17 protein-coding genes are annotated in these 26806 nt (G+C 45.1%); 8 read left to right on the top strand and 9 right to left on the bottom strand.

Annotated features, from left to right (window positions below; all coding sequences use genetic code 11):
* Positions 1-40 precede the first annotated feature (40 nt).
* The 5 genes from AAGR14_RS04590 to AAGR14_RS04570 all read right to left on the bottom strand — a co-directional run bounded on the left by AAGR14_RS04590 (position 41) and on the right by AAGR14_RS04570 (position 8714).
* Positions 41-4111 (bottom strand): FtsW/RodA/SpoVE family cell cycle protein, encoded by a 4071-nt coding sequence (locus tag AAGR14_RS04590; protein WP_342647423.1) that lies wholly within the window; start codon positions 4109-4111, stop codon positions 41-43.
* Positions 4098-5549: a protein phosphatase 2C domain-containing protein gene (locus AAGR14_RS04585; RefSeq protein ID WP_342647422.1), complete on the bottom strand. Its 1452-nt coding sequence runs from the start codon at positions 5547-5549 to the stop codon at positions 4098-4100. Before AAGR14_RS04585 ends, AAGR14_RS04590 begins: the two co-directional genes overlap by 14 nt.
* A 95-nt stretch (positions 5550-5644) precedes the next feature.
* The gene (locus tag AAGR14_RS04580; RefSeq protein WP_342647421.1) at positions 5645-6610 is read right to left on the bottom strand and encodes a hypothetical protein; all 966 of its coding nucleotides are present in this window, start codon (positions 6608-6610) and stop codon (positions 5645-5647) included.
* Between the two features lie 119 nt (positions 6611-6729).
* Positions 6730-8145 carry a serine/threonine-protein kinase gene (locus tag AAGR14_RS04575; RefSeq protein ID WP_342647420.1) on the bottom strand — a complete coding sequence of 472 codons (1416 nt, stop codon included), beginning with the start codon at positions 8143-8145 and terminating at the stop codon, positions 6730-6732.
* 359 nt (positions 8146-8504) lie between these two features.
* The gene (locus tag AAGR14_RS04570) at positions 8505-8714 is read right to left on the bottom strand and encodes a hypothetical protein (protein ID WP_342647419.1); all 210 of its coding nucleotides are present in this window, start codon (positions 8712-8714) and stop codon (positions 8505-8507) included.
* 210 nt (positions 8715-8924) lie between these two features.
* Here AAGR14_RS04570 and AAGR14_RS04565 point away from each other — a divergent pair, with 210 nt between their 5' ends.
* The 7 genes from AAGR14_RS04565 (at position 8925) to aroC (ending at position 21003) form a co-directional block, all read left to right on the top strand.
* Positions 8925-9512 carry a TetR/AcrR family transcriptional regulator gene (locus AAGR14_RS04565; RefSeq protein WP_342647418.1) on the top strand — a complete coding sequence of 196 codons (588 nt, stop codon included), beginning with the start codon at positions 8925-8927 and terminating at the stop codon, positions 9510-9512.
* A 93-nt stretch (positions 9513-9605) separates the two neighbouring features.
* A complete protein-coding gene (locus AAGR14_RS04560; RefSeq protein ID WP_342647417.1) occupies positions 9606-10781 on the top strand; it encodes an efflux RND transporter periplasmic adaptor subunit in 1176 nt (391 codons plus the stop codon).
* A gap of 52 nt (positions 10782-10833) precedes the next feature.
* Positions 10834-13992, top strand: coding sequence for an efflux RND transporter permease subunit (locus AAGR14_RS04555; RefSeq protein ID WP_342647416.1), 3159 nt, complete (start codon positions 10834-10836; stop codon positions 13990-13992).
* Between the two features lie 35 nt (positions 13993-14027).
* On the top strand, positions 14028-15443 hold the full coding sequence (locus tag AAGR14_RS04550) for an efflux transporter outer membrane subunit (RefSeq protein ID WP_342647415.1): 1416 nt from the start codon (positions 14028-14030) through the stop codon (positions 15441-15443).
* 171 nt (positions 15444-15614) lie between these two features.
* Positions 15615-18170, top strand: coding sequence for a DUF5686 family protein (locus AAGR14_RS04545; RefSeq protein ID WP_342647414.1), 2556 nt, complete (start codon positions 15615-15617; stop codon positions 18168-18170).
* A 215-nt stretch (positions 18171-18385) separates the two neighbouring features.
* The gene (locus AAGR14_RS04540) at positions 18386-19747 is read left to right on the top strand and encodes a pyridoxal-phosphate dependent enzyme (protein ID WP_342647413.1); all 1362 of its coding nucleotides are present in this window, start codon (positions 18386-18388) and stop codon (positions 19745-19747) included.
* 164 nt (positions 19748-19911) lie between these two features.
* On the top strand, positions 19912-21003 hold the full coding sequence (gene aroC / locus AAGR14_RS04535) for a chorismate synthase (protein WP_342647412.1): 1092 nt from the start codon (positions 19912-19914) through the stop codon (positions 21001-21003).
* Positions 21004-21086: 83 nt separating this feature from the next.
* On the opposite strand, the gene AAGR14_RS04530 is transcribed toward aroC, so the two are convergent.
* Both AAGR14_RS04530 and AAGR14_RS04525 read right to left on the bottom strand, forming a co-directional pair.
* Positions 21087-21824 carry a cation transporter gene (locus tag AAGR14_RS04530; protein WP_342647411.1) on the bottom strand — a complete coding sequence of 246 codons (738 nt, stop codon included), beginning with the start codon at positions 21822-21824 and terminating at the stop codon, positions 21087-21089.
* 78 nt (positions 21825-21902) lie between these two features.
* Positions 21903-22463 carry an AraC family transcriptional regulator gene (locus AAGR14_RS04525; protein WP_342647410.1) on the bottom strand — a complete coding sequence of 187 codons (561 nt, stop codon included), beginning with the start codon at positions 22461-22463 and terminating at the stop codon, positions 21903-21905.
* A 69-nt stretch (positions 22464-22532) separates the two neighbouring features.
* Here AAGR14_RS04525 and AAGR14_RS04520 point away from each other — a divergent pair, with 69 nt between their 5' ends.
* A complete protein-coding gene (locus tag AAGR14_RS04520) occupies positions 22533-24092 on the top strand; it encodes a glycosyltransferase family 39 protein (protein WP_342647409.1) in 1560 nt (519 codons plus the stop codon).
* Between the two features lie 101 nt (positions 24093-24193).
* On the opposite strand, the gene aroA is transcribed toward AAGR14_RS04520, so the two are convergent.
* Both aroA and AAGR14_RS04510 read right to left on the bottom strand, forming a co-directional pair.
* Complete coding sequence (gene aroA / locus AAGR14_RS04515; RefSeq protein WP_342647408.1) at positions 24194-25465, bottom strand: 3-phosphoshikimate 1-carboxyvinyltransferase; 1272 nt, start codon at positions 25463-25465, stop codon at positions 24194-24196.
* A gap of 104 nt (positions 25466-25569) precedes the next feature.
* Positions 25570-26697 (bottom strand): chorismate mutase, encoded by a 1128-nt coding sequence (locus AAGR14_RS04510; RefSeq protein ID WP_342647407.1) that lies wholly within the window; start codon positions 26695-26697, stop codon positions 25570-25572.
* Positions 26698-26806 lie beyond the last annotated feature (109 nt).

Below are 26806 nucleotides of genomic sequence, written 5' to 3'. Positions count from 1 at the left end.
AATGCAAAAGGTTTAAGCAGCCCGTTACGCGTTCCTTGGGTTACTCCGTTGCTTGTGGAACAATACTTTTAATATACCCTTTTTGAAGCAAAAAAGGTACCACATGCCGCCCCGCCAGCTTCACTGCATCTGATGACCCTTTGGTAGCCTCTATGCGAATACAAACCACCATATTGCCGCTGCCATTAGCCTTGGGTGCAAAAAAGGTGTACCAGCCATCGTTAATCTGTTGCTTTTTCCAGATACGTTCGGGCGTTCCGGTTTTACCGGCTACTGCAATACCAAGCGTATAAGCTTTGGGGGCACTTTGCTCAATCATATACCTTCGCATTAAATCGGCATACTGCGGCTTATTGGCCAGCTTAATACCGGCTTTAACAGGCTGGGCATCTGCACTAACCTTTAACACGTAACGGTTGTTAACCAATACGCCATTGTTGGCAACGCCCGATACCAGCCTGGCTACGGCTGCCGGAGTGGCAATTAATTCGCCCTGGCCCCAGGCCATACCCGATATACCTTTAGCCCGTGTACGGTGTATGTTGTTAGGGTCGTAACGGGGCTTGGTGTTAAACTCGGTTTTTGTCCAGAGCTTACGCCATTTATCCTGCTGAACAGAATCAACGGTGCCCCGGCCGTAGTAGTATCCACCAACGCCGTGTAAAAACATACCGGTTTTTAGGTACAAATCCGTCATCTGGTTTTCCAGATGTTGCTGGTTAGCCAGTTTGATGAAATATACGTTATTAGATTTAACGATAGCCCGCTCCATACTAATCATCCCGGTTTCGTCAGGTTCGATACCCTTGGTACGGATACGTTCGCGGGCATAAACCGGGTATTTTACATCGGCAGCTGCCATACCCAATTTATTAAACGCCGCTAAGCCGGTTAGCACCTTGGCCGTTGAGCCAGGTTGTGTTGCCGTAGTAAAACCCAAATCGGAGGTAGTCATCCAGCCAGCCAGCTGGTTTTGCTCGGCTGTGGTCATGGTAAGTTTTTCCCAATCGCGCACAGGCGGCAAGGGGTAAACGGCCGAGGTCAGTACATCGCCGGTATTCGCTTCCATTACCACCACCGATACCCGGTTATCGGCCAATGATGTGTCGGTAGCCAGTGATTTCTGAATACTGGTTTGCAAGCTGGCATCAATAGTTAACTGCACGTTGCGGTTTCGGTTACGAAATGCATCTACTTGCTTACTATTTATCCCCGCCAGTAACAACGTGGCCAATGCTTTGTAATCTTTTTTCACCACCGCCATCTCTTTAACGCCCCGCGCTAAAAAGCGGTCTTCGCGGTAGCGGTTGGCCGTTACGTTATAATGGGTAGTTGGCAGTTCAAAACCACGCAGTTCGGCAGCATGTTCATATTCGGCAAAGTAGCCGTTGCTGCTGCCGTTAAAAACGCCGGTATTTGCATCGCCCGTCCAAAAAAAGGTTTGCTCCTCAAAAGGGTAATAGCGGTCCAGCCGCTTATGCATGGCCGAGTCTAAATTGTAATTACCGGCCCCAGCACTTATTAGTTTGCTCCGTTGTTTGCGGATGGTTTCGGGTTTGCTGGTAGCCAGCAAAGCGCCGTTACGGTCGTACAAATTACCGGCTTGCAACCGGTTCATTAATATGGCGATGCGCGGGTTATAGCTAAACATACGGGCACCGCTTTTGTCGGCCACTAAGGCAGGCTGTACTACCCACTTTTTATTATCAAATAAGTAGCGCGACACATTTACGGTAAGCAGTATGATACCCATACAAGCCGCTAATAATGCAGGCACTAGGTTACGGTCTTGCTGTTTGGAGATATAGGTCATTTGCACCGGCGTACCCCGCACCATTGATGCAGACAGTAAAAAGCCCGATGCCAGCATATTAGCCACTAAAGACGAGCCTCCATAGCTTTGGAAAGGCAGTGATACACCGGATAAAGGTAAGGCCCCGGTTGAGCCACCGGCAATCAGCAAAAATTGCACAAAGGTAGATACGCCTATGCCGGCACATAAATAAAACAGGAAGGGCGTTCCCGTTCGGCGGCCTATTAAAATAGCCCTGTGCAAATAAATCAAAAACAAGATAAATATGCAGACAATACCCGTCCAGCCGAACTCCTCGCCCATAGAGGGCAATATCATGTCGGTATGAGCCTCAGGGATGGTTTTGGCGAAGCCTTCGCCTATACCCTGGCCGGAAACACCGCCGCTCGACATAGCCCACAAACCGTTAGCCACCTGGTCGCCGCCGTAAACTTCGTTGTTCCAGGCATCCTGCCAGATGGCTTTACGATCAATTAAACGCTGAACAGGGCCGGGGAAAACTTTATCCAGGTAAGGTATTTGGTCGATGGTGAGGAAAGCCGCCATAATAATCAGCACCATCACGGCCGACTCGCTCAACTGGCGCCTTTGGAAAAGCATTAACAAGGCCATTACGGCTGCTGTTGCCAGTGCTGAGAGCCATACGTTTTTTAACAGCCACGAGGCTAATACATAAATAATGACAGCCAAAGCCATAAAGCCAAAATCGCCGCGCGAGAACGAGAACAGCGTAATAAACGTAAAGCAAACCACCATGGCCGGGCCTAAATCGCCCAAGAGCAAAAACAGCATCAACGTAACCAATATGGCTATAAGCGCGAAGTAGAAGAAAGACCAGCGCTTGGTCCAGGTGGTATACTCGCTTATAAGTTTCTCGTTAGCAGCAAAAAAACCAGCCAGAAAAAATATCACCAGGTATTTAACAATCTCACTCGGCTGAAAGCCAAATAAGTTCACTTTAACACCGCTACCCTCGGGGCCTGTACCAAACAAAATGGTTAAAGCCAGTAAACCTGCGGCCATTACCGCCCACGGCCAGCCGTTGCCTGCGCTTGGCGTACCTTTAAATACAAATAAGCGGTATAAACCCGAGTCGGTAGTAAAGCGGCGCAAGTTTAGCGTTAGCATAGCTATGGTTACGGCAGTACCGATGCCCAGGTAGACCAAAGTATCTTTAGCCAAAAAACGGTCACGCAAAGGGTCCTGCAAACTTAGCAGTGTAAGGAATGAAAGACCAGTCAGCGTCATAATTACCGGCAAAATCAACTGGTCGGCATTACTGAATTTTGCTGACAGTACCAGGTGAATGAGCAGGAAAGCCATCACAAAACATCCGGCGATGATGAAAAACCAGCGGTTAAACTCTTGTGGGGTACGTACAATCAGCGATTTTTCTTTTTTAAGAATATTAAAATCGCGGGTTGAAAGCAGCCTAATGGTATGGGGTTGCTGATGAAAGATGAACTTTTCATTACCGTCCAGGCTTTGCACACCCTGCGAAGTACCAAACTGGTAACCGGGCTGCAAAGGCAGCAACCGGAATGCCTTTTCTGTTGGCAGGTTTTTAAACTCAATTTCGCCGTCGGCATTGGTGCGTGCGTAAGCTGTTAAAGCTTGCAAATGACGCTTGCCTGCACTGTCGGGGATATATTGTTTAGTAAATGTACGACTGGTTTCGGTGGTGGTTTTAATGTCTTCGCCTACCTCATCGTTCACAATACTGTCTTGCGGCAAAATCATTTCCAAGCGCACCAGCACGCCACCTACCGGCTGCTCTTTGTTGACAATCTTACCCTCGATGCTGTATTGGCCCATGGCTAAATCTACCTCCGAAGGCAACTCAGGCGGATTGCGTCGTTCCTGTTTAAAACGAACAGAATCGGCCCCGGTATAACCCAATAAAGAGCGGGACGCTGCAACGCGCTTTTTAAACGAAGTGCCGCCGTTGGCAAAAGCATCATCGGCATTCAAATAATATTTACGCTTGTTGAGCTCGCCTATATTATCAATTTTTTCGCCGGTACTGATGCCCTGCGCCACCACCGATTCGATTAAATTGATGTCGCGTTTGTCATCAAAATAATATCCCTTAGTTAATAAATCTTTGAAATTTGCAGCCGGATTTTTTGCATTGATGTTGACCATCGTGCCATCGCTAAGGCGTTGGTCAACATCAGCAAAGCGCAATTGCAATACCGTATACAGGCGGTAAAAAAGCAAGCCTAATAAAACAGTAATGAGCAGTAAAAAAATACGCTCCTTACCCCTGCCCGTTGCCTCTATTTTATTTGTTTCCATTAGGCTTTACAGTAATTATAGAATCGGCCCGGTAGCTAACGCGCCCAATTTTGGCAGTAATACGCTTGTCATTATTAAAAAGATAAGATGCATTCACCGGCTGTTTACAATTAATAAACTGAACTCCCCTTAATTCTAAGGACGTGTTTTGCAAAGCTATACCTGTGTTGAAATCCTGCATTTGCAAACCTTCAATCACTAAATATTTACATGCCCCACCCAATATCAGGCCTGGACCTGCATAAACAGAATCGCGCTGCAAACGGATATTACCTTTGGTTTTAATGAACAAGGTATCTTTATCAATCACCAGGCTATCGCTGATGAGGATGGGCGCTTTGTAAGTCGTGTCGGACAAGGTAAGCGTATCTCCTTTAACAGCATTAATGGCATTTTGCAGCTTGACTTGCATGGCACCGGGTTGTTTGGCTGCGGCAGTATCAGACGGTGTTGCTTGCTGATTTGATTTAGCATTCAACTGCATATAAAACCAAACCGTAGTACCCAAAAAGATTAAGCTAAGCAAACCAAAAACAAGTCCCCAGCTACTGCTTTTTTTATCTGCGACGGCAGGGGCTTGCTGCGGTGTAGTAACAGTTTCGTTTGTTCTGCTAATGATGGTATCAGGCTTATTTACCGTCTCCTTTTTTTTAACCGGGCTTGCAGGCATCCGGGCTACGGTTTTTTGTGATGTTTTATCGTTTTGTACGAGTACTACCGTAATATTGTCTTTACCTCCGGCGCGGTTAGCTGCATCTATAAGCTGAGCGGCTTTTTGCTCGAGCGTAACCGGTTGCGTTACAATTCGCGTCATTACTTCCTTGTCTACCAAATCGGTCAGGCCGTCACTGCATAACAGCAAGGCATCGCCGGGCAAAAAAGGCGACTGACCCGTCTCGATATAGCTTTCGTCGGTGGCAATGGCGGTGTCAAAGCCTAAGGCTTTATTTATTTCGTTCCGTTTAGGATGATTCATGGCGGCACTTTCTGTCAACCGGCCCGAATCTTCCAGAAAACCTACAAAAGAATGGTCCTTGGTAATCTTTACCAATGAGCCATCGCGCAGCAAGTATAAGCGCGTATCGCCTACGTGGGCATAATAAAATTGATTAGAGGTGATGTCTACCACGGCCAGGGTAGCAACACAGGCCATGCTTTCCAGTTCTTTTTCTTCTTTACGGCGCTGGTAGATGTTTTTGCTGGCTTGTTTAAACGCCGCGGTCATACCCGTAATAATATCACCTTGAGTCCGATTGAGTTGGGCAACCACTTCCTGCCGGGCAATTTCGGCAGCCACTTCGCCGCCGTGATAGCCGCCAACGCCATCAATTACGCAGGCTACAATTAAACCGCCGGGGGTTTGTTGGGCAATAAAGGTATCTTCGTTATTATCCCGCACCCTGCCGGTATCGGTTAATCCAAAATAGTTTTCAGCCATTGCGCTTTCCCGAGTTTTTAATGTCAAAAAAATGTGTGCCCAATAAGGCCACAATCAATACTAACAAGCCTACCGATAATATTTGCGACATACCGTTATCCTTTAAAAAGGTTTAAACCAATAATGCCGTTGAGCAGCATGCGCGAGTTAACCGGCAGTTCCACCCAAACCGGCGCATTAATATCGCTATGCTGTACGAGGTTTTCATTCAGGGTGGTCATCTCGCCAAAAGAGGCCAGGTAAAACTTGCCGTCGGCCTTATTGTAGCGGATATGCAGGTGCGGCACGCTCACCCAATCCGACGGGATTTTAAATATCTCGTCTCCCTCGCGGGTTTCTTCTTTACCGGTTATAATGATTTCCTCGCTCTTCATCAGGTACTCTACCTTTTTGCCGGCAAACTGTTTATCGGGGATGATGGTTTCCAGGCGGGCAATAACGGCCTGACCGGGCTTACTATCATTTACCTCCTGAGCGTCATATTCCAGTTGCTCCTCGTATGGTATTTCGAAATAACCATCACTGTAGTAAGTAAAGCCGCTCAGCACTTCCTGGTTCACGTCAAAAGTTTGCGCAATACCGGTTTGCCTCGGGATGAAGGTAACACGCAGATTTTCTTCCTTTTTTTGCGGCGCACTGCTATCCGGCAGTAATTTACCGATAAAGCCTTTATCGCCGCGGGCATAGTCGGGATGGGTAACTACCCGGAACACCCATTTTGAACCCGAAGGCTCTACGGTTTTTCCGGCCTCGCGGTAGCCCTTTAATATCTCATAAAACTTTTTAACGCATTCCTGCACAATCAAGCCAATAATGCCTTGTTTGTTGTCGTTAAACTCGCGGTAGTCATCAGCATTAAAGCTGATAATAAATTCGTGATAAAATACCACCCGCCCGGCAAACGACAATTCGTTGATAGACTCCTGAAATTTCTCGACAATATATTTATAAATCACTTCGGGAGTAAGTGCCGGAGTTACGTTAGCAACAGGCTGGCTCTCGTTGGTTAAAAACCAATCTTGTATGCCTAAACGTTGCCAAAAATTAGGTTTGGTTTCCATAAAAGTAAGTTACAGTGCTTGGCAATTATGAGGTAGCAAAACAGGCAAATCTGCGCAGATGTTTGCCGGCGCTTTAATAATTGCCTACAATAAATTCTGTTAAATCAGTTTTGTTAAAATTACTCTTCCTGGCTTTGTGTGGTGTCGGTTTGCACATCAGCGCTGTCTTTTTGTTTTTCTTCCAGGGCTTTCTGCGTAGCACGTCTTACACTGTCAATACTACTTTGTATAATTGAGTCTCTCCTGCGCTTTCGCATTACAGCATCACTTATACTATCCGGATTGTAAGTTTTTGGCTCACTAACTGCGCCGGTATCTGTTTTTATTTGGGTAGTATCGGTAGTACCTCCCTGCTCAGTAGCCGCAGGCATAGGCTCACGTTTAAAAAACGCCGAGTAAACCGAAAAGCCCATAAACACCACCAATAAAAACACAAACAAAAAAAACAGTGGCTTAGACATTGTCACATTCGATTCATCATCTTCCTGCTCCGCCTGAGGTGCTTCATCCAACTGCTGTTGTAAGGCTAAAATCTGGTTTTGCAAACGCTGGTTCTCGTCTTGCAGGGCAGTGCCTACATCAGGCATGCTTTGTGGCTGCGGTGTAGTAAGATAGGGTGCGTTGGCCATCAAGCTGCCTTCGGTGATAGCTTGTTGTAGTTCAAGCCCATCACGATACCTGTTATCCGGATTTTTCTCCAAACATTTGGCAATCAGTTGCAGCAGCCAGTGTGGTACCTGCATTTCCTGCCGGCGCTTTTCGGCACTCCACTCAGCCGGTAGCTTTTGTTCCCGTTTTGCGATGGGGTCGGGTATGGCTTGCTCTAAATGCGATAACATTACCGCGTTTCTGCCCGTTTCGCTGTTACCACTTAGGGTAAAGGGAACCTCACCAGCTAATAGCTCATACAAAATTACGCCATAACTGTACACATCTGTTTGAGGCAGCATCTGCCCGCCCTCGTGCTGCTCGGGTGCCATAAACTCAATAGCCCCTGCATGCCTTACCGAGCTGCGCCGCTGCTCATCAGTTAAAATGGCCAGACCGAAATCTAACAGCACATAGTTACCCGTATTTATATTATACTTAACGTTATTGCTCTTGATGTCGCCGTGTTTAACGCCTACTTTATGACAATGCGCTAAAGCATCGGCTAACTGGTCGGCTACCTTTATCAGTTCTTTTAAACTAAAAACGGGGTCATGCGGTGGCTGCAGCAACTCGCTGAGGTCAGGCCCTTCAATGTACTCCATCTCGATGAACGGAAACGAGCCGCTATCGGTAAGCCCAAAACTGCGAATTTTAACTACATGAGGGTTGGGCTGCTCGTTAACCTTTTGCAGTTTAGCAACCTCACTCTGATAATTACGGTAGCCGCGGTCGTCCTCACTTTCGTTCATGATGGGTGTAGGCAGCAGTTTAATGGCCGAATACAGCGTACCCTGCCTTTTACCCTTATATACCGAGCCTTGCCCGCCTGTGCGCAGAGCACCCAGGTTTTCTAAGCCTTCTGTTATTGTAAAAACTTTACTCATTGACTATGTATTGATGATTAATCATCTCCATTTAAACGGAGACGATAGAAACCAAGTACTTTACACTTAGGCCGGCTGCAATGGGCTTAACGTGATAACTTGATTTTAAGAAGCCACAAATTAACCTAATTGCCTTATTTTATCAACTCAATAATTTTCAGAAATGGCCACGTCCGAAATTTGATGTAAAATAAAGCGTCACTTTAAAAGAGAAGGCACATCTTAGAAAAGTTGAAAAATTAAAAACCACCTCACAAATAAGCCGGAGTATGATAAATGAACGGTCATTCATCATACTCCGGCTTAAATATTTTAAAGCGAAATTTGCTTTAGCCTATGCGTATAAATTTAACGGTAGCTTAACGGTTAAGCTTTTGAACGGGCACATAAACCATACTATGGGTATTAACACCTTTAACATTTTGCGGGCGCATTGCAGCACGAGGTGAATTGTTACACTTACCTAACAAGGTATAAATAACAATAAATATGACAATGGTAGAGAGGCAACCGCCGCCCAATTTTTTTGCTCCGTAACCGGCAATAAGTGCTCTAAAAAAATTATTCATAGTAGTAGATTTTTGATTGATTAACACTATCAGGAATAAATGGTTTGTATTTCGCTACGAATTCAACTCAGATATTAAATTGAGTTGGGATGCAGACATATTTTACCTCTTACCAAAAAGTCACCAAATATTCATATTTCAGCCTTAAACAAACAATCAAATGCTCAATAGACTGTTTTATCAAAAATGTTTGACATTTTTGTAAAATCTATGGGAATCAAGGATAACAGCACTGAAAAGCTAATAATAGACACTGCCAAGCGTGTGTATTTTGTGGAGGGCAAACTTCATTCAACTACGCAAGACATAGCAGATGCCGCCGGAGTAAGCCGTACTTTACTACATTATTATTTCCGCTCAAAAGACCAGCTTGTAGAGCAGGTATTTAAAGATGCAATGCAAGAAACTAATGGCCGCCTGGAAAGTGTAATGAACTCCGACCTGCCGTTTAAGAAAAAAGTGGAGCATATGATTGATGTTTTTTTAGACCAAACTATGCGCTACCCCTACCAGGAGGTTTTCCTGATTACCCAAATTAACTCGGTAGGCCCGCAAATATGTTTTGAAGAAAAAAACACCAAAGTGAATACTTTTTTGAAACAGATAGAAACAGAGATGGACAATGGTAATCTTACCCGGATGAACCCTATACACTTTATGATGAACCTGTTCTCGTTAATGATGTATCCACTTATTACCGCTCCGTTATATAAACAATTCTTCAATTTATCGGACGATGAGTTCAAAGATGTTATCAATGAACGCAAAAAGCTGATTTGCGACATGATTTTAAAGTAGATTTTTTTTGCTCAAAAATTGACAAAATTGTCAAACTATATTATCAACTGCTCAACAACCCTCATGTATTTATATTCTAACAACACCCTTTTTATGAAAACCAGACTGTTATCTGCAACTGTAATCAGTTCTGCACTGTTGCTATTGTCGGCTTGCGGCAATAGCAAACAGCAGGCAGGCGGAGCGCCTGCAGCCGGTGGTCCGCCACCAGTACAAGCCTATCCTGTCTTCAAGGTATCCCCCCGTAATGCAACCCTTAATAGCGACTATCCTGCTACCCTTCAAGGTCAGCAAAACATCGAAATCCGTCCGAAAATCGATGGTTACATTGACCATATTTATATAGATGAAGGTTCGGTAGTAAAAAAAGGCCAGGTGCTGTTCCGCATTAGTGCACCACAATATGCCCAGGACGTTAATAACTCAGCAGCTGCCGTAAGCAGTGCCGAAGCCGATGTTAATGCTGCCCAACTGCAAGTTAACAAAACCAAACCGCTGGTAGAAAAAGATATCATCAGCCACTATGAATTAGAGTCGGCACAGTTAACGCTGCAAGCCCGCAAAGCCGCTCTAAAACAAGCTAAAGCTAACTTAGCCAATTCGCGCACTAATTTAGGCTACACCACCGTAACCAGCCCTGTTAATGGGGTAGTAGGCACTATTCCTTATAAATTAGGCAGTCTGGTAAACAGCAACACGGCTCAGCCATTAACTACTGTTTCTAACATTGGCAACATATACGCTTACTTTTCGCTGAATGAAAAGCAATTGCTCGATTTTTCGAGACATTATGAAGGCCGCACGCTCGAAGCTAAATTGGGAAAACTACCCCAGGTATCATTACTACTATCTGACGGCAGCGATTACCCCGAAAAAGGACGGGTAGAAACCATAAGCGGTTTAATAAATACCCAAACCGGTTCGGCCAGTTTCAGGGCTACCTTTCCTAACCCGATGCGGTTAATCCGCAGCGGTGGTAGTGCTACCGTACGTATACCGCAAAACCTGCAAAACGTAATTGTAATACCACAAAAGGCAACTTATGAGTTACAGGGAAAACGCTTTGTATTTGTGGTTGATGGCAGCGGCAAAGTAAAAAATACCGAGATACAAATTATGGACTTGGCCACCGGGCAGTATTATGTGGTAACCAGCGGACTGAAAGACGGTGATACCGTGATACTCGAAGGCACTTCTAACTTACAGGATGGCACTCCGGTTAAGCCCGACATGCAGGCCGACGGCACAGTGTACAAAGACTTAAACTAATCCTATTTACAGCCGTGGCATTTAATGCAGGCTTTCAACATAACACTTTATAATGTTACGTAAATTTATTGAACGACCGGTATTATCAACCGTAATATCAGTTATCATTGTTATATTGGGTGTACTGGGCTTAACCACACTGCCTATTTCCCAATATCCTGAAATTGCGCCGCCAACGGTAGTGGTTTCGGCCGCTTACCAGGGCGCCAATGCCGATGTGGTAATGAACAGCGTTATTGTTCCGCTCGAAGAACAGATTAACGGCGTAGAGAACATGACCTACATGACCTCGACTGCCAGTAATGACGGTAGTGCTAAAATTACCGTTTACTTTAAACTGGGTACCAACCCCGATTTGGCAGCGGTAAACGTGCAAAACCGGGTATCAAAAGCTACACCGCTGTTACCTGCCGAGGTAACTAAAGCAGGTGTAACCACCGCTAAACAGCAAAGCAGTATGGTAATGGTATTTGCCATGACCAGTACCAACAAATCTTACGACCAGACTTTTTTGCAAAACTATGCCAACATCAACCTGCTCCCGCAACTGAAACGGGTAAACGGTGTGGGTGATGCCAGCGTATTCGGTCAGCAGGATTACTCGATGCGTATCTGGTTAAAACCGGATGTAATGGCCACCTATGGCTTAATTCCTGATGACGTAAACGCCGCGCTTGCTGAGCAAAATATTGAAGCTGCTCCGGGTAAAATCGGTGAAAACAGCGATCAGTCTTTTCAATATGTTTTAAAATACAAAGGCCGTTTAAAATCACCTTCCGAGTTCGAAAACATCGTTATACGCTCGGCAACCAAGGGACAGATTTTGCGCCTTCGCGATATAGCCAAGGTAGAGCTGGGCTCATTAAGCTATGCGAGCAACACCGAAACCAATGGCAATCCGTCAATAGCTGTGGCCGTATTCCAAACTGCCGGATCAAACGCACACGAGATGATTGCACAGTGTGAGCAAACCATTGAGGCAGCATCAAAAACATTTCCGGCCGGCATCAAGGTAGTCCCTATCTTTAGTGCCAACGAGTTTCTGGATGTATCTATCGAAAAGGTAATCCACACGTTGGTTGAGGCTTTTGTTCTGGTGTTTATCGTCGTATTCGTCTTTTTGCAAGACTTCCGCTCAACGCTTATACCAGCTATTGCCGTTCCGGTGGCTATTATAGGTACCTTTTTCTTTTTGCAGTTATTTGGCTTTACCATTAACCTGCTTACCTTATTCGCTTTGGTTCTGGCCATTGGTATTGTAGTGGATGATGCCATTGTGGTGGTAGAGGCCGTGCATGCCAAACTGGACCATGGCGTAAAATCTGCCCGCAAAGCAACTACCGATGCCATGAGCGAAATTAGCAGTGCCATTATCTCTATTACTTTGGTTATGGCTGCGGTATTTGTTCCGGTATCATTTATTACTGGTTCGTCTGGTGTATTTTACAAACAGTTTGGTTTAACGCTGGCTATCTCTATTTTAATTTCGGCCGTTAACGCGTTAACCTTGAGCCCTGCCCTGTGTGCGCTGTTGCTAAAACCGCACCCGGAAGGTGAGCACCACAAGTCTGGTTTGTTACAGCGTTTTTATACCGCTTTCAATACCTCATTCGATTCGCTTACCCAGAAATACAAACGTTCGGTTAGCTTTTTAGCCGTAAAAAAATGGATAGCGATTGCCGGTATTGCCGTGTTTGCCGTGGTGTTCTGGTTTTTACTAAAAACCACACCAAGCGCCTTCGTACCTAACGAAGATCAGGGCTTTATTATCGGTGATATCTCTTTACCACCGGCATCATCATTAGAGCGTACCACCCAGGTTGTAAACCAGGTGGCCGACATGATCCAAAAAATGCCCGAGGTAGAATCGGCTACCCGCATTGCCGGCCAGGGTATTTTGAGCGGTGCCGGCGGTTCTTATGGTGTGGTATTTATTAAATTAAAACCATGGGATAAGCGCGAGGGTGCCGAACATACTGTTGATGCCGTAACTGGTAAACTATTTGGTATGACGGCCGGCATCAAAAGTGCCCGTATTCTGTTTATCGTGCCTCCTGCATTGCAGGGCTTTGGTAACAGTAGTGGCTTTGAGTTTCAGGTGCAGGATAAAACCGGCAGCGACATTAACAACTTTGCTCAGGTTAACGGCAAGTTTTTAGCGGCATTAAGTCAGCGCCCCGAAATACAGTACGCTACTACCTTTTTCAATACCAACTTCCCGCAGTTTCAGGTTGATGTAAATGTACCGAAATGTAAGGATGCCAACGTATCGGTAAGCTCTGTTTTAGGAACGCTGCAAGGCTATTATGGTGGTTTATATGCGTCTAACTTTAACCAGTTTGGCAAACAGTACCGGGTAATGATTCAGGCTGCAGCGCCCTACCGCGGTACGCCCGAAAGTTTGAATGGTATTTATGTACGCACTAATGATGGCGTAATGGCCCCGATATCAGAATTTGTAAGCCTGAAAAGGGTTTACGGGCCGGAGTCTATTAACCGCTTTAACTTGTTTACCTCTATTTCGGTTACCGGTGCACCAAAACCAGGCTACAGTTCGGGTGATGCCATTAAGGCTATCCGCGAGGTGGCGGCTAAAACCCTGCCTGCCGGCTTTGGTTATGAGTTTTCGGGCTTAACCCGCGAAGAGATTTCGGGTGGCAGCCAAACCATGTTCATCTTTATGCTGTGCCTGGTGTTTGTTTACTTCTTGCTGAGCGCGCAATACGAAAGTTATATTTTGCCTTTCGCCGTTTTGCTGTCCTTACCTATCGGTTTGGCAGGAGCATTCATTTTTGCTTTCTTTTTTGGGATTCAAAACAACATCTACCTGCAAATTACGCTGATTATGCTTATTGGTTTGCTGGCCAAGAATGCGATTTTGATTGTTGAATTCTCGGTAGCCCGCCGCCGCGAAGGCGAAAGCATTGTGAATGCTGCCATAGATGGTGCAGTAGCTCGTTTGCGTCCTATTCTGATGACTTCGTTTGCGTTTATTTTAGGCCTGGTACCACTAATGCTGGCATCGGGGGCAGGTGCCGCGGGTAACCGGTCAATCGGCACGGGCGCGGTTGGCGGTATGCTGATTGGCACCATATTCGGTGTATTTGTAATACCGGTACTGTTCATCATGTTCCAATCGTTGCAGGAGCGCATTGGCGGCAAGCCACAGCCAGTCGAAACTGAAGAAGCCACCCTTTCCGAAGTTCATTAATCAACATTCATTAACTTATTCAGCCAATCATCAACATGATTAAAGGATATAAAAAGCAAATTTACACAGTGCTGGCAGCAGCACTGGTATTTGCTTCGTGTGTAACTAAAAAGTATCAGCAGCCGGGTTTGGATGTAAAAGGCAACCTGTACCGCGATACTACCGTTACCGATACCACTACTATTGCCAACCTGCCGGTTAACCAACTGTTTACCGACACCGTATTGCAAAACCTGATAAACCGGGGCATACAAGAAAACCTGGACTTAAAAACTGCAGTGCAGCGTATTAACGAAGCGCAAGCTAATCTGCAGCAAAGCCGGGCAGCATTTTTGCCAAGCCTGAGCGGGAGCGCAACGGCAACAAGGGTTAAGCAATCTGCAGCAGGCTTAAACTTTCCGCCCGAGTTTGCCAACACGTTTAACCTCAAAACTACCACCTATCAGGCTGCGCTCAATACCAGCTGGGAAGCTGATATATGGGGCAAGCTAAGCAGCGCCAAGCGGCAGGCACTGGCTGTGCTCTTACAAAGTGATGCTGCCAAACGTGCCGTACAAACACAGCTGATTGCCAACATTGCCAACAACTATTATAACCTGCTGGCCTTGGATGAGCAACTACGCATTACCGAGCAAACGCTAAAAAACCGGATAAGCGACGTGGAGACGATGAAAGCATTGAAGGAAAGTGCCATAGTAACAGGCGCTGCCGTGGTGCAGAGCGAAGCTAACCGTTACGCTGCCGAGGTTACCATTCCGGATTTGAAACGCAGCATTCGCGAAACGGAGAATGCACTGAGCATCCTATTGGCACAAGGACCAGGCGCCATTAAACGCAGCTCGCTGGCCGACCAAAAACCATATCATAACCTGCAGACCGGCGTACCATCGCAACTGCTTAAAAACAGGCCCGATGTACAGCAGTCCGAACTGGCTTTCCGTAGTGCATTTGAAAACACCAACGTGGCGCGCACCTACTTTTATCCGCAATTAACTATTACTGCGCAGGGTGGTGTGTCTTCACTTCGGATCAGGAACCTGTTTGATAATTCAATTTTTTACAATATTGTTGGTGGGTTAACGCAGCCTATCTTTAACAAAGGCTTAAACAAATCGCGCTTAAGGATAGCACAAGCACAGCAACAAGAGGCCTACTACGCCTTCCAGCAATCATTATTGAACGCAGGCGGCGAAGTTTCGAACGCTTTATTTGCTTACCAAACTGCCGTCGAAAAACAAAACACCCGGGCTAATCAGCTGAAGGCTTTAGAAAAAGCAGTGGATTATACTAAAGAGCTTTTGCGCTACAGCTCGGCCACCAACTATACCGACGTATTAACATCAGAACAAAGCCTGCTGGCTGCACAGCTTAGCGGTATAAACGACAGATTGCAGGAGCTGCAATCCATCGTTAACCTGTACCAGGCTTTGGGCGGCGGTTGGAAACAATAAAGCTGTTTTAAGCAATAATTTAACCATTGTGCAACTTATCATCCAGTTGCATAATGGTTACCATAGCTTACCGTCAATGTAATATCATAAATATGGTTTGACCTTAAACCATCCTCGTCACCAACTTATATTTGACGGCACTATCATTCAGCTCCGAACTCTCTCATAATCATGAACATTAGTAAATTAAACAAATATTTTCTGCTGATTTTTTGCATGGCCATTTCAACCCTGGCTTTTGCACAAAACACGGTAGTAAAAGGCACTGTGCGCGAAGCCAGGACCAAAACTGTACTGCCTTATGTAACCATAGGTGTTGTGGGCAGCACACAGGGTGTACGTACCGACGATGATGGTAAATACAGCATTACCATTAACGGTACATATACCCAAATCAGGGTAACCTACCTGGGCTATATTACAGTTGTTAAAAATATTATTGCAGGCCGCGAGCAAACAGTAGACATTAACTTAACCAGCGATACCCGGCAGCTACAGACTGTTGTGGTAAAGGCAGGTAAAAAGAAGAAATACAGCAATAAAAATAACCCGGCCGTTGAGCTGATACGCCAGGTGATTGCGCACAAAAATCAAAACCGAACCGATAGTTACAATTACACGCAGTATCAACAATACGAAAAGATGTTCTTTTCGCTCAGCAACCTTTCGGAGAAATTCAAGAACCGCAAAATTTTTAAGAATTACCAGTTTATGTTTCAAGAGCAGGACTCATCAGCCATTGGTGGTAAAAACCTGTTGCCTATGTACATGGAGGAAAAACTGTCGGACAACTATTATCGCAAAAGCCCTAATACACACAAACAAATTATTACGGCTGATAAGCAGGTAAAGTACGATGAAAACTTTGTAGACAACCAGGGGCTGAGCACTTACTTTAACCGCATGTACCAGGATATTGATATTTATGATAACAATATTTCGATGCTAAGCAACCAAATCCTTAGTCCGATTGCTGATGGCGCCCCTACTTTTTACAAGTTTTTTATTACTGATACTATCAAAGATCAAAACCCTAAACTGGTAGAACTGAGCTTTACCCCCCGTAACACAACCGATTTATTGTTTGAGGGACGTATTTACATTACCCTGGACGGCAATTATGCAGTTGAAAATGCAGTGCTCACTGTAAACAAAAACATCAACTTAAACTTTGTACGCCAGATGCAGGCAGCCCTGGGCTTTGAAAAAAGCAGCGATGGGCGTTACCATCTAAGCAACAGCGACCTTAAAATTGATTTCGGCATCAATAAAAACAAAGGCGGCGGTATTTTTGGCGAGCGTACGGTAACCCTTAAAAACTTTGTCATCAACCATCCGCAACCCAGCACTGCCTATGAGGGCCCCTCGGTGGTCACTCTGCCAAAAGCTGATGAAAAAAATGATGCATTCTGGCAATCTAACCGATTAGATACCCTTACCACGGCACAGCGCGATGTTTATAAAAACATAGACAGCCTGCAAACCATCCCCTCGTTTAAACGCACGATGGATTTACTTACGCTGTTTATTGCAGGTTATAAAAATTTTGGCCCTTTTGAGATGGGGCCGGTAAACACTTTTTACAGCTTTAACCCGGTAGAAGGTTTCCGCCTACGGTTAGGCGGCCGTACTACAACAGCACTCAGTCAGCGTTATTATTTTGAAACTTACGGTGCCTATGGCTTTAAGGACGAAAAATGGAAGTATTTTTTGAGTGGTACTTACTCCTTTAACAATAAATCTATTTATCGCTTTCCGCAGCATTACATCCGCGCCAGCTTTCAGCACGACACTAAAATTCCGGGTCAGGAATTACAGTTTGTGCAGGAGAGCAGTTTCCTGCTATCATTTAAACGCGGCCTGAACGACAAATGGTTGTACAATGATATCTTTAGGCTCGATTACATGCACGAGTTCCAAAATCATTTTTCGTACGCACTGGGACTAAAAAAATGGGATCAAAGTGCCGCCGGTTCATTGTATTTTATCAATACGGTTAACGGTCAGCCTAATAACATCAACGCAATTCGCACCACCGAGCTATCAGCAGAGTTTCGCTATGCCCCTCAGGAAAAGTTTTACCAGGGTAAATTGTACCGTACCCCTATCCCCGACAAATACCCGGTTTTTACTTTGCGCTATAGCCAGGGCGTCAAAGGCCTGTTAGGCGGCGATTACAATTACCAAAACATCACTGCCAATATTACCAAGCGCTTTTACTTGTCGCAGTTAGGCTATACCGATTTTTCGGCCGAAGGGGGTAATTTGTTTGGTAAAGTGCCATTCGCATTATCTTACATACACAGGGCCAACCAAAGCTACGCGTTTCAGTTTCAATCATACAACTTAATGAACTTCTTAGAGTTTGTGAGCGACCATTACGCCAGTTTTAATATTGACCACAACTTTAACGGTTTCTTTTTTAACAAGATACCATTACTTAAAGAATTAAAATGGCGTGAGGTGGTTGATTTTAAAGGCCTTTGGGGCGGTTTACGAAACGAAAATAATCCGTCGCTTCACCCTGATTTGCCAGCTTTCCCGGTTGACGGTGCCGGTATACCGCTTACTTATACCCTTAACGGCAAACCTTATTTAGAAGGAAGCGTAGGTATATCCAACATTTTTAAAATACTGAGGGTAGATTTAGTGAAACGTTTCACTTACCTGGATAATCCGGATGTATCTAAATTAGGGGTAAGGTTTTTTGTAAAATTCGATTTTTAATACTTTTCTCCTTTTTAGTAAAAGCATGGTGTGTGGCAGTTTTGCTAAACACCATGCTTTTTTTGTTTAAAACCACATAGCCTATTAAATGATATGCCGTTGGCGCAAATCAAGAAATCAGGTCTGGACAGGCGTTTATTTTAATCATTACTGCATCATTTGTGCAACTAATGCATTTGTTATTCATTTAATATTCTCACTTTTGTCTACTAATTATGTGGAGTAATAACATACTGGAAACTATTGGCAACACCCCAATGGTTAAACTGAACCGGATAACCAAAGATATTAAAGCCACCGTGCTGGCTAAAATAGAAACTACCAACCCCGGCAATTCTATCAAAGACCGTATGGCGCTTAAAATGATAGAAGATGCCGAAAAAGACGGCCGGCTAAAACCAGGCGGAACTATTATTGAAGGCACGTCGGGCAATACAGGCATGGGCCTGGCCATTGCTGCGGTTATTAAAGGTTATAAATGTATATTTACCAGCACCGATAAGCAATCCAAAGAAAAATTTGATGCCCTGCGTGCATTTGGAGCAGAGGTTATTGTTTGCCCTACCAACGTAGAGCCTGAGGACCCCCGGTCGTATTACTCCGTATCGTCGCGGTTAGAAAAAGAAGTGCCCAACTCCTGGAAACCTAATCAGTACGATAATTTATCGAATGCACAGGCGCATTATGAACAAACTGGACCAGAAATTTGGGAGCAGACCGAAGGTAAAATCACCCACCTGGTGGTAGGTGTAGGTACCGGTGGCACGATATCGGGCACTGCTCGTTTTTTGAAAGAAAAGAACCCTGACATCCAGGTTTTAGGTATTGACACTTACGGCTCGGTATTTAAAAAATATAAAGAAACCGGCATCTTCGATAAAAACGAGATTTACCCTTACATTACCGAGGGTATAGGCGAAGACTTTTTACCGCAAAACGTAGATTTTAGCCTGATTGACCATTTTGAGAAGGTAACCGATAAGGATGCCGCTTTAATGACCAGGCAGATTGCCATGCAGGAAGGTATTTTTGCGGGTAACTCTACCGGCTCTGCCGTAGCAGGTACCTTGCAGATGAAAGACCGTTTTAAAGAAGGCGACGTGGTAGTCATCATCTTCCCTGACCATGGTACCCGCTACTTGGGTAAAATGTACAATGAGGACTGGTTGCGCGAGCGCGGATTTTTGAAAGACGAGAAACTGACTGCTCGCGATATTATCCGCAAAAAAGAAAGCTCTGAGATTGTGACTATCGACAGCGAAAAAACAGTACTGGAAGCCATTAATACCATAAAAACGCTGAATATTTCGCAAATACCGGTTACGCAGCAAGGCATGGTAGTTGGTAAAATTACCGAGAGTGATATTTTAGATGCCCTGCTCGAAAACCCGTCGCTTAAATCGCAGCCGGTGAATGCCATTACCACTACACCATTCCCGTTTGTCGACCTGAACGCATCGATTGATAAGATTTCGGCCATGATTAATAAAGAGAACGCTGCGGTGCTGGTAGAAGATGAGAAAGGTCAAATAGAGATTATTACTCAATATGATATCATCAATGCCATCTCGGCGTAGATAGCTAAATAAGCTTATGATAATTTTTAAACGAAGAGGCTGGTAGTTATATAATTACCGGCCTCTTCGCTTATTTTATCACCACCTATTACACAAAATTTCACATATTTGCTCAAACCAAGCGTAGTTGTACCCTTGGTTCTTTTTATTCTTTATTCAAAAAAATGGCTGGTAATTCATTCGGGCAACTTTTTCGTATCACTACTTTCGGCGAGTCTCATGGCGTGGCCATCGGCGTTATTATTGACGGCTGCCCCGCAGGGTTAAGCGTTGATTTAGATTACATCCAAGCCGAGCTGGACAAACGCAAGCCGGGGCAGTCTAAAATTACTACCCAACGCAAAGAAAGCGATACTGTACAGATTTTGTCCGGAACGTTTGAAGGTAAAACCACCGGTACCCCGATAGCCATGCTGATCCCTAACGAAGACCAGCGCTCAAAAGATTATACTCACAACACTGATGTATTTCGCCCTTCGCACGCCGATTATACTTATTTTACAAAGTATGGCATCCGCGACCACCGCGGCGGCGGTCGATCATCTGCACGCGAAACAGCCGCCAGGGTAGCTGCCGGTGCCATTGCCAAGCAGTTACTCAAAACGCAAGGTATCGATGTATTGGCTCATGTAAGCGGTGTAGGAACTATTGAAGCACCTAACATCAGTATTACATCAGCCCAGGAATTTGAAGCACTTAGAGAAGCTAATATTGTGCGCTGTGCCGATCCTGCCACTGCCGAAGAGATGATTGCCCGCATTGATGAAGTGCGCAAGCAAGGTGATACCATTGGCGGCAAAGTAAGTTGTACCATCACTAACTGCCCCGTAGGTTTGGGCGAACCGGTATTTGATAAACTGCACGCCGATTTAGGCAAGGCGATGCTGAGCATTAATGCGGTACACGGCTTTGAATATGGATCGGGCTTTGCCGGCAGTGAAATGTTAGGCTCGGAGCATAACGATATTTTTGTAAAAGATGAAGATGGCGAAGTAAAAACCCGTACCAATTTTTCGGGAGGTATACAGGGCGGTATCAGTAACGGGATGCCTATCGAGTTTAAGGTAGCCTTTAAACCGGTAGCTACTATCATGACCAACCAAAACACCATTGATGCCGAAGGTAACGCCGCCCAGATACAGGGCAAAGGCCGCCACGACCCTTGCGTGGTACCCCGTGCCGTACCTATTGTGGAGGCTATGGCCGCTTTGGTGGTGGCCGACCATTGGCTCAGAAACAAAAACAGCAAATTGTAATTGAATTACAATAGCACTATATAAACACAAACGGCAGCTATCTCTTAAATAGCTGCCGTTTGTGTTATAGCTCCTATACAATATCAATACATAAAAAGCATCAAGGCACTCATCAGTATCATCAAGCCGTCTTCAATAATAGTTACGGTACTCATAGGCAGGTTAAACACGCCCCCTAAGCAAGCACATTGTATGGCTCTTTTATTAAGTACGGTTTGCAGCACGCCGATGATGCTTACCGACATCACCACTAATGTTATAATGTTTGTGGCTACCGGATTAAAATCGGCCGCATAAGCAATTCCTAACGCTAACTCAATAAGGGCGTACAAATAACCCCAACCTTTAAACCGTCGGGCAATCACATCATACATGGCATAGCTATCGGCAAAACCATCCAGGTTTAGCAGTTTAAAAAACGAGAACACCAGGAAAAAACCGGCCATAAACACCCGCATGGCCAGCAACTCGTTGAAACCAATTAAGGTAGAACCGACAATTATAGACACGAGTGTGATGTAGCCAAATATGATCACGATGGGCTTGTAAGTTTCAAACCAGGATTTTGCTTCGTCTTGCACTGCATCGCCGCTGATCGAACTCGCAACAGCAGGCGCATCCGTCAGTTGATATTTAGGATATTCTTTTAATGCGGATTGCAAGGTAGGCGTAGCAATATGCTGGTCCATATCTACCGTTACTTGACCTTTTTCTAAATCAACGCTGGCTTCTTTTACGTGGTCAACCTGCGAAAGCAGGTGCTGTACTTTATATTGGCAGCCGGCACAGGTCATGCCGGTTACTGCGTAGGTGTGTTTCATAACTTTAATATTTACTATACAAAGGTACGGCTACCCAAGCCTGCGGCTTTACACAATTACCGGATTGATTTATAAAATTTACAGTTCTTCTATATTGCGGCGCTTGTTTTCTTTAATGGCTTTAAAATGGCTTGGTGTAAAACCGGTTTCCTTTTTAAACTGGTTTGATAAATAAGCCACGCTGCTGTATCCCATGCGGTAAGCTATTTCGCTCAGCGTTAATTCATCATAAATTAGTAACTCTTTTACCTTTTCTATTTTTTGACTGATGTAATATTTTTCAATCGTGGTACCCTCTGCCTCCGAAAACAGGTTGCTCAAGTAGTTATATTCGTAATGCAGTTTTTCTGCTAAGTAATCGGATAGGTTAATACTTAGTGTATCCTCATGATGGTGTACCCGGTCAATGATCAGATTTTTAATCCGCTCTACCAGTTTGGCTTTACGGTCGTCTATCAGTTCAAAACCTAAATGCTTTAACTGGGTATCTAAAGCGTTTAGCTGAGTGCTGTTTAAATCTTCGTCAATAGTAACCTCGCCCAGTTCGACTTGCTGCACATGATAACCACTTTCGGTCAGCACCTGCTCTACAGCCAGTTTGCAGCGATGGCACACCATATTTTTGACATGAACTTTCATAACATCTATTCATTAATACGGCAAATTACTTTTTTGTTGATTACTTTTAGCTTACACGCCAACCTCCTTATGCAAAACACTCAACCACAACCTGTTCAGCAATTAAAAGCATTCGTTTGGATATTTGTTGCGGTAAAAGTATTACTGGTGATATTTACCGGCGGCCATTATGGCTTTCACCGGGACGAGTTACTGCATCTTACCCTGGGCGACCACCTGGACTGGGGCTACATGGAAGTGCCCCCGCTGATTGCCTTGCTGGCTAAAATAAGCACCACTGTTTTGGGGAGCAGCGTAATGGCCGCGCGGGTATTTCCGGCAATTGCCAGTCTGCTCATCATCTGGTTTACCGGCTTGCTGACCATCGAACTGGGCGGCAAACGCTTCGCCATCACGTTGGCCTGTTTATGTATCCTGTTTTCGCCGGGTATGGCTGCCAGCGGTTATTTGTTTCAGCCCGTGGTGTTCGACCAGCTGTGGTGGCTGTTAGCTGCCTATCTGTGCGTAAAATATGTAAACAGCGAGAATGGTAAATATTTATATTATTTAGGCTTGGTCATTGGCTTGGGTTTGCTCACCAAATACACCATGGCCTTTTTTACCGGCGCATTGTTAATGGCAATATTACTTATGCCTCAACGGCGTTTGCTATGGCGCAAAGAAACTACCATAGCTGCAGCAATAGCCATCCTTTTGTTTTTACCCAACCTCTGGTGGCAATACACCCATCACTGGCCGGTGGTTACCCACATGACCAAGCTGAACCAGGAACAATTGAAGTACATTAAACCTGCTGATTTTATAATACCGCAGTTACTGCTACATGGCACTGCGGCAGTTGTGTGGATAGCGGGTTTGTTGGTAGCGCTATTTCATCCAAAGTTTGCTAAATACCGGTTTGTAGGTTTAGCTTTTTTACTGGTTTTTGCCTTTTTATTAAAGATGAACGGTAAAGCGTACTATCTCCTGGCGGCTTACCCTATGCTGTTTGCGGCTGGTGGTACAGGAATCGAATACTGGCTTAAAAATGTCGCTCTACGGATTGTAGCTACCATATTGATGATAGCCCCTAACTTGTTGCTCCTACCAATCGTGCTCCCCGTTTTGTCAATTAACCAGGCACTCTCCTTTTTTGATTATTACCGCCAGCATTTAAAGTTTATGGATTTTGCCATTACCTGGGAAGACCACAAAAAGCACCGTACTACACAAGACTATGCCGATATGCTGGGATGGGAAGAAATAGCCAAAAAAACTGCTGCCATCTACCATCAGCTTACCCCGGCACAACAGCAACGCACCGTTATTTTTGCAGATAACTACGGCGAGGCTGGTGCCCTGCATGTATACCACAACCGCTATCAATTACCCGAGGTAGTTTGCCTCAACAGCAGTTTTGCCTTGTGGGCGCCTGAAAAACTCAACGCCGAATACCTGATTTATGTAAGTGATGATAACGATGTAAGCGACCTGCAACCGGTAGCAGAAAGCTACCAGCGCGCAGGGATGGTAGAAAACCCCTTAGCCCGTGAGCACGGTACAGGAATCTTCCTGATTAAGGATTTAAAACCTGGCTTTGAAAACATTTACCGGCAACACAGGAAGGAGAATAGACTGGAGGTGGAATAGAGACAAGAGCTAAGAACCAGAAGCCAAGAACGAAACGACTAAAGAATGAGCGTCTCTCCTATCTTTTTGCACTCCTGGCTCCTGGTTCTTGGCTCTTGGTTCTATATTTCTCTAATCGAGAACCCTGCTTTTTCAAAATCCTGCCAGAAGGCGGGGTAGGATTTTTCGACTACCTGAGGGTCTTCGATTTCTACTTCGGGGATGATGAGGGCCAGTGGTGCAAAGGCCATCGCCATACGGTGGTCTTCGTACGTTTTGATGGTGATACGTTCAGGGATGAAGCGTTCGCTGCAATCCAGTTTGTAGACCTGGCCTTTTTCAATCAGCTTAACGCCCATCTTACCCAGTTCATTTTGCAGGGCGGCAATACGGTCGGTTTCCTTGATTTTTAGAGTCTCCAAACCAGTGAAGGTTGCTTCGTGATTCAGGGCTGCACATACGACCACTAAAGTCTGCGCCAGGTCGGGGCACGATTTCAGGTCGAATATCTTGCGAACTACCGGCTTCGGGTCTTTACGCAGGTAAACACCGCCATCTTTAAATTGCGAAGTGATACCAAAGTTGGCCATCAGTTCAGTAATCACACTATCACCCTGTAAGCTGTAAGACGTTAATCCTGGCAAAAACAGTTCTGCCTCATCGGCCAATGCGGCTACCGAATACCAGTATGATGCAGCGCTCCAGTCAGGTTCTACCCAGATGCTGGTTTCGCGGTACTCCTGGGGAGCAATACCAATCACATGGTTGGTCCAGGTATGCTGTATGCCTGCCTGCTGCAGCATGCTCAAAGTCATTTCTACATATGGGCGGGACGTTAGCTCCCCGTCAATATGCAACTCCAAGCCTTGCGGCAAGTTAGGCGCAATGAGCAGCAGCGAGGTAATATACTGGCTACTGATATCGCCTTTAATCGTAATCTGATTTGTTTTTTGCTCAAAGCCGCCTTTAATATGCAATGGCGGAAAACCGTCTTGCTCGGCATAAGAAATATCGGCACCTAACTGGCGCAATGCATTAACTAAAATACCGATAGGGCGCTGTTTCATCCGCTCGGTACCGGTGAGCAACACCTCTCCATCCTGCAAAGTAAAAAATGCAGTTAAGAACCGCATAGCGGTACCCGCAGGGCCTATGTTTACCTCAGTAATTTCCGGAGTTGCCGATGTTGTTTTATTACCTGAATTAGCAGGCTCCCGTAAAATTCCGGAAAGTGTTACGGCATCCGCAGCGTCCGACACGTTAGTCACCTGCACTTTGCCTTTGCTTAAAGCTTCAATTACCAGCGCACGGTTACACTCGCTTTTAGACCCGGTAAGTTGTATAGTGGTGTTAACCGATTTATGACTGCGGCTAACAATAATGTTTTTAGACATGATTGATTAAAAGCTATTAGGTAAAATAATAGTTATGGCAAGCAACAAGTAATCAATAATTAAACAAATCACTGCCTGCCATAACCAATTAAGCCTAACGGCTATTAATGCGTTAACTGCTCATGAACCGGAGTCGTACCTTGTCCTTTGTTCATGATTTCAGTTTGTTTACGGATAGACTCGCCGTGGATAAGCTCCAGCATTTTTTCGGTAAACTCAGGGTTTAAGTTCAGGGCTTTGGCATAATTGGTACGTTTTTGCAAAATTTCGTCCCAACGGTTCACCTGTAAAATAGTGATACCGTTATCTTTTTTGTAATTACCAATCTGCTCTACAATTTTCATACGCTCGGCCATTTTTTGAATCACCAGGTCGTCAATCTTGTCAATCTTGTCGCGTAGTTCGGCTAATTTATCTTTTACCTCAACGCTGGCAACTTCAGGTTTACGCAAAGTAAGGCGGTCCATCAAGTCACTTAAAGCAGCAGGAGTTAATTGTTGTTTAGCATCAGTCCAGGCAACAGACGGATCAATGTGCGACTCAATCATCAGGCCTTGCATATCCAGATCCAGCGCTTTTTGCGACACATAAGGGATCAGCTCACGGTTACCCGAAATATGGCTTGGATCGCAAATGATAGGCAGCTCAGGCGCATGTGTTTTTAAGTTGATAGCCAAATCCCACATTGGCTCGTTACGGAAAGCTGTTTTTTCAAACGATGAAAAACCGCGGTGTATAGCCGCCAGTTTGGTGATACCTGCGCGGTTGATACGCTCTAAAGCACCAATCCATAATGACAAATCAGGATTAACCGGGTTTTTAACCATTACCGGAATATCTACGCCTTGCAAAGCATCAGCAATTTCCTGAACGGTGAACGGGTTAACGGTTGAACGCGCACCTACCCAAAAAATATCAACATCAGCTTTTAAAGCTTCTTCAACGTGTTTACCGGTAGCAACCTCGATAGCTGTAGGTAAACCGGTTTCGGCTTTAGCACGTTTTAACCACTCTAAACCAATGCTGCCAATACCTTCAAACTCTCCGGGGCGGGTACGTGGTTTCCAGATACCTGCACGCAGGGCAGTTACCTTACCAGTGTTGGCCAGCAAATGAGCCGTTGCTACTAATTGTTCTTCAGTTTCGGCGCTGCACGGACCGGCAATTAATAAAGGTTCTGCTTTGGCCGTAATCCAGTTGTTAAGCGGCTCTACTTTCAAATCAAGTTTCATAGTGTGGGGGTTTGTCCGGGCGTCCGTTACTACAGCGTCCGGTATTAAATTATTTTGTAGGGTTATTTTATTTTTTGATTGCTTTTTCTTGTCTCTGTCCTACTTTCAG

It is taken from the genome of Mucilaginibacter sp. CSA2-8R (genome assembly GCF_038806765.1).
Lineage (GTDB): Bacteria > Bacteroidota > Bacteroidia > Sphingobacteriales > Sphingobacteriaceae > Mucilaginibacter.
This window is presented reverse-complemented; position numbering and strand designations above follow the sequence as displayed.

Bases quoted from the DNA above. Each gene is read 5' to 3' on its own strand.
- AAGR14_RS04520 (WP_342647409.1), top strand. From the start codon at position 22,533: ATGCAAAACACTCAACCACAACCTGTTCAGCAATTAAAAGCATTCGTT.
- AAGR14_RS04585 (WP_342647422.1), bottom strand. From the start codon at position 5,549: ATGGCTGAAAACTATTTTGGATTAACCGATACCGGCAGGGTGCGGGAT.
- AAGR14_RS04590 (WP_342647423.1), bottom strand. From the start codon at position 4,111: ATGGAAACAAATAAAATAGAGGCAACGGGCAGGGGTAAGGAGCGTATT.
- AAGR14_RS04550 (WP_342647415.1), top strand. From the start codon at position 14,028: ATGATTAAAGGATATAAAAAGCAAATTTACACAGTGCTGGCAGCAGCA.
- AAGR14_RS04580 (WP_342647421.1), bottom strand. From the start codon at position 6,610: ATGGAAACCAAACCTAATTTTTGGCAACGTTTAGGCATACAAGATTGG.
- AAGR14_RS04575 (WP_342647420.1), bottom strand. From the start codon at position 8,145: ATGAGTAAAGTTTTTACAATAACAGAAGGCTTAGAAAACCTGGGTGCT.
- AAGR14_RS04570 (WP_342647419.1), bottom strand. From the start codon at position 8,714: ATGAATAATTTTTTTAGAGCACTTATTGCCGGTTACGGAGCAAAAAAA.
- AAGR14_RS04530 (WP_342647411.1), bottom strand. From the start codon at position 21,824: ATGAAACACACCTACGCAGTAACCGGCATGACCTGTGCCGGCTGCCAA.
- AAGR14_RS04565 (WP_342647418.1), top strand. From the start codon at position 8,925: ATGGGAATCAAGGATAACAGCACTGAAAAGCTAATAATAGACACTGCC.
- AAGR14_RS04555 (WP_342647416.1), top strand. From the start codon at position 10,834: ATGTTACGTAAATTTATTGAACGACCGGTATTATCAACCGTAATATCA.
- aroA (WP_342647408.1), bottom strand. From the start codon at position 25,465: ATGTCTAAAAACATTATTGTTAGCCGCAGTCATAAATCGGTTAACACC.
- AAGR14_RS04560 (WP_342647417.1), top strand. From the start codon at position 9,606: ATGAAAACCAGACTGTTATCTGCAACTGTAATCAGTTCTGCACTGTTG.
- AAGR14_RS04545 (WP_342647414.1), top strand. From the start codon at position 15,615: ATGAACATTAGTAAATTAAACAAATATTTTCTGCTGATTTTTTGCATG.
- AAGR14_RS04540 (WP_342647413.1), top strand. From the start codon at position 18,386: ATGTGGAGTAATAACATACTGGAAACTATTGGCAACACCCCAATGGTT.
- aroC (WP_342647412.1), top strand. From the start codon at position 19,912: ATGGCTGGTAATTCATTCGGGCAACTTTTTCGTATCACTACTTTCGGC.
- AAGR14_RS04525 (WP_342647410.1), bottom strand. From the start codon at position 22,463: ATGAAAGTTCATGTCAAAAATATGGTGTGCCATCGCTGCAAACTGGCT.
- AAGR14_RS04510 (WP_342647407.1), bottom strand. From the start codon at position 26,697: ATGAAACTTGATTTGAAAGTAGAGCCGCTTAACAACTGGATTACGGCC.